The 4,277-nt window shown below is 49.7% G+C and carries 5 protein-coding genes and 1 pseudogene; all 6 read left to right on the top strand.

What is annotated here, in order from left to right:
• Positions 1-346 (top strand): annotated as a pseudogene (locus Q7V06_RS00095) (alpha/beta hydrolase); the annotation flags it as partial.
• Between the two features lie 76 nt (positions 347-422).
• On the top strand, positions 423-752 hold the full coding sequence (locus tag Q7V06_RS00090) for an ATPase (protein WP_304836275.1): 330 nt from the start codon (positions 423-425) through the stop codon (positions 750-752).
• Positions 739-2,718, top strand: coding sequence for a V-type ATP synthase subunit I (locus Q7V06_RS00085; protein ID WP_304836272.1), 1,980 nt, complete (start codon positions 739-741; stop codon positions 2,716-2,718). The genes Q7V06_RS00090 and Q7V06_RS00085 overlap by 14 nt, the downstream gene beginning before the upstream one ends.
• A 2-nt stretch (positions 2,719-2,720) precedes the next feature.
• Positions 2,721-2,978, top strand: coding sequence for an ATPase (locus tag Q7V06_RS00080; protein WP_304836269.1), 258 nt, complete (start codon positions 2,721-2,723; stop codon positions 2,976-2,978).
• A 12-nt stretch (positions 2,979-2,990) separates the two neighbouring features.
• On the top strand, positions 2,991-3,569 hold the full coding sequence (locus Q7V06_RS00075; RefSeq protein ID WP_304836266.1) for a V-type ATP synthase subunit E family protein: 579 nt from the start codon (positions 2,991-2,993) through the stop codon (positions 3,567-3,569).
• Positions 3,570-3,582: 13 nt separating this feature from the next.
• The coding region (locus Q7V06_RS00070; protein WP_304836263.1) for a V-type ATPase subunit at positions 3,583-4,277 on the top strand (695 nt) is incomplete at its 3' end.

Genomic DNA, 4,277 nt, shown 5'->3' with positions numbered 1-4,277 from the left:
TTCTGAAGAGTATGTTCAGGGGATTATGCCTGATGACATCATCGTCGTATCTGCACCCGAGGGGGGCGAGGTGATCCCCGCCCGATATCTCCTCGATCTTGTTCGTTTGTATGATCAGCCGCTCCTGGTACTGCCTCGTGGTCACCCGGGTTCACGACGGCTCAGGTATGTCCTATCTGCCGGTCCGAAGATACTGCTTTCATGCGAGATTGTGCGGGGAACACATCCGGAGCAGCACCTCCTCTGTTCCTCGGCAGAATTTGCAGGAATGGAAATATCGGGTGAAAACGGCTCTGTTCGTATTAAAAACCTTCCTGAGGGAATAACCTGGGAATATCTCTCCTAAAATCACTCCGATACAGAACAACAAATATAAGAGATACCATCCACCAATTATTCTGTTGCCGTGAGAGGAGGGTTGGATGAAAACTGAGGTTCTAAAGAGCATCAAAAAGACCGAAGAAGAGTATCGCCAGCAGGTTGAGAAGGCAATTGCCGAGCGTGAGCAGATAATGGCAAACGCCCGACTTGAAGCCGACAACCAGATTGCCAAGGCGACGGCTGTTGCCGAAGAGTACACAAAGAAGCGTCTGGCGGATGCACGAAGTGAAGCAGCGAAAGAGCATGCCCGTATTCTTGAGGACGGAAAGCAACAGGCCTTTGCCCTCAAAGAAAAAGGCAGAAAACGGATGAATGAAGCCGTTTCGCTGCTGGTTGAGCGGTTTAAGGAGAGGGTCCATGTTACAGCCTAAAACGATGACGCGCCTGCTCATCGTCGGATCGAAGGAGCAGATGTCGTCAGCTGTGACCGAACTCTACCGTCACTACGTATTCCATATCACCGATTATACCAATCAGGGAAAAGAGGGATATGAGGGTTTTCGCATCGGGCAACCGATGGAAGGGGCAACTGAGATCTCAACTGATCTGATCAAGATCCGTTCTATTGAGAATACCTTTGGCCTTTCTCCTGATGATTACTATGATATCTCAAAGCGTTCTGCGCACTCGATCAGAGAGATTATTGAGCGCGACCTCCCAAAGATCGAAACCGAGGTCGCCGATCTCACGGCACAGCGATCAGCAGCAGAAGCACGCATCAGGGTGAATGAACAGCGTATTGCTGAACTGACCCCATTCTCCGCCATACCTCTTGAACTTGGATTATACCAGGGGTATGAGACGATATCGGTTATCGCAGGAAGCACAACCCGGGATATTGAGATGCCTGTTCCTGTCGAGAAGCTGTATGCTTCAGGCAAGGGTGGCGGTACAATGGTCATCTTCTTTAAAAATGATGACCGTGCTATCGTCGAACAGACTCTCTCTGATGCACAGTTCCAGCTGATTCCTGTTCCACAGGAGGAAGGCTCGGTCCGGCAGCGGATCGATCAGTATCAGTCTGAGATCTCTTCTCTGAATGCTTCGATTGCTGATATCAATGTAAAAATTGGATCGATTAAAGAGAAGAGCGGCGATTTCCTCGCTGCCTGTGATGAGGTGCTGAGTGCCGATATCGAACAGGCTGAAGCCCCGCTTCGGTTTGCAACGACTGATCTCATCTTCATTGCAGATGGCTGGGTGCCGGTAACCGAGGTTGAAAATCTCAAGTCCGGGCTCTCTCAGGCGACCGGTGGCAGGATTCTTGTCATGGAAGCCGATGAGTTGGATGATGATCATCATCATAATCTGCCGCCTGTCGAGTATAACAACCCCGGTTTTGCAAAACCGACGCAGTCGATTGTGGATATCTATTCACGACCGCGGTATGACGAGCTTGATCCGACACTCATGATTGCGATCATATTCCCATTATTCTTTGGAATTATCCTTGGAGATATCGGGTATGGTGCTATCCTGCTTGTTCTTGCTCTGGGCCTGAAGAGAATGCTGAAAGGAGAAGCGATACAACACCTCCTGAATGTTCTGAGAAACGCAAGTATCTCTGCGATCATCTTTGGTGTTATATACGCGGAGATATTCGGTGCCCATCCGGGTGCCCTGGATATTACGCTCTGGCACCCGCTCATCAGCAGACACCTGCTGATCGGATCGCATGCCCACCATCAGGGTGATATTGCTGTACTGCTGGTCTTTGCGGTCTGGCTTGGAATTCTTCAGATGACTCTTGGCAGATCCATGAGTGTCGTCAACCATGCACGACACCGTAATATGGTCCATGTTATGGGACAGCTTGGCTGGATTGCCGTGATGTGGGGGATACTTGCTGTGATCTGGTCGATAGCCGCAATACCGCTCATGCCTGATCTGACGATGCTGCCCCCGATTGTTATGGGTTTAAACATTGCCGGAATCATCGGTGCGGTGCTTACGGTTGCCGGTGTCATCGCAATCATGAGGGAGTCACCTCTTGAACTGATCGAGATCCCTTCAGTCGTCAGCCATTCGCTTTCTTATACGCGTCTGGCAGCAGTCGGTCTCTCTTCAGTGGCGATCGCAATGGTGGTCAATTTTATTGCCATCGAGATGTTGATCGAACCTAATCTGAAGGAGCTGACAGCGCTTGGAGTAGTATTAATCATCGTCGGAATCGTTGTCCTTCTCGTAGGACATCTTCTCAATACGGCACTCGGTCTCCTTGGAGGAGGTTTACAATCTCTGAGGTTACAGTATGTTGAGTTCTTCACCAAATTCTATAAAGGCGGTGGAGAAAAATATAATCCATTTGGAAAGAAAAGACAATTATCGGAGGATTAAATATGGTTGATTTAGGAGTCGCAACATTAACACTTGAAATGGTAGCTGAAAATCAGATGGGAATGAAAGCAATCGGTGCAGCACTCGCTGTTGGTCTTACCGGTATCGGTGCAGGCCTTGCAGAGATGTCAATTGGTTCTGCTGCAGTTGGTGCAACTGCGGAGAACAAGGATATCTTCGGTATGGCTCTTCTGCTCACTGTCATTCCTGAAACGATCGTTATCTTCGGCCTTGTCGTCTCACTGCTGATTCTGTTCTAAATGGAGTCTACAATGGGACTTGAAGTTGTCGTCGAAGAGATCAGGGAGAAGGCACAGCGTGAAGCTGGTGCTATCCGTAATGAGGCCAATACAGAGGCCCAGCGTATCCTTGCGGCAGCAGCAGATCGTGCATTATTGATCAAACAGGACGCCGAGACTGAGGTTTCGAGGCTTATCCAGCAGATGAGTGCCCAGGATGTCTCCGCAGCAAAACTCCTCGTCAAGCGTGAAACCCTCAACGCGCAGAAGCAACTGCTCGAAGAGGTTTTCGCTGCAACGAAGACTGCCATAACAGGTCTTCCTATGACCTTCCATGAGAAGATGGTCCGGGAACTCCTGAAGAAGGTGGCAAAGGAGATCAAAGACGGCCTCGTCTACTGCAACAGTCGTGATCAACAGGCAGTTGAAGCTGCTCTCTCTGAACTGAAGACTCTGAGCGGATACTCATTTGGCGGTATCGTCGCAATAGATGGCGGTATCGTTGTGAAGAGTGCAGACGGACAATTGACCGTGGACCTCAGTTATCAGACCTTCCTGGATGAAGTCTGGGAATCGGGGCTGAAAGACGCCTCGGATATTCTCTTTGGATAGGAGGTATGTGCTGATGTCTGTGGTGATTGGCGGTCCGGCCCCCTATGTCTATGTCTGCACGCGAATGCGTGTACGCAAATCCAAACTGCTTCCGCGGGAAGAATATCTCCGGATGCTGAACATGAGCCTTCCCCAGATCACCCGCCTCATTGAGGAGATGGAGTACAAGAGAGAGATCGATGAGCTTGCGGCATCGTTTAGCGGCATCGATCTCGTCGAAGAGGCGCTCTCATGGAACCTGGCAAAAGAGTTCCAGAACATCCTTGCGATCACCCCAGGTATCTTAAAACAGTTCACGAAGTCGTATCTTCGCAGGTGGGATATTCAGAATGTCCTCACCATCATTCGCGGGAAGAAACAGGGTATGACTGCGGGAAAGATCAAAGAAGTGGTTGTTCCTGCAGGTTCACTCGATGTACAGTTTCTTGATCGGATGATTGCAGAAGAGTCGATCGAACGTTCAGTCGAGATGCTCAAAAGCCACTCTCTCTACTCAGTTATTGAACGGGAGTACCAGGCTGCTGCTGAAAAGGGATCGTTTGGAAGGCTTGAGAATGAGATGTACCGTCAGTTCTATGCTGATCTGATTGCTGAGGCACGGAGCGGACTGAAAGGCGGAAACCAGTTCCTTATATCGATACAGCTTGATATCGATATCAAAAATATCAAGACTCTCTTCCGTTTAAGGGCCCATCCGGTCTCTTCGGA

The sequence above is a fragment of the Methanocalculus sp. genome, from assembly GCF_030651615.1.
GTDB lineage: Archaea > Halobacteriota > Methanomicrobia > Methanomicrobiales > Methanocorpusculaceae > Methanocalculus.
This window is presented reverse-complemented; position numbering and strand designations above follow the sequence as displayed.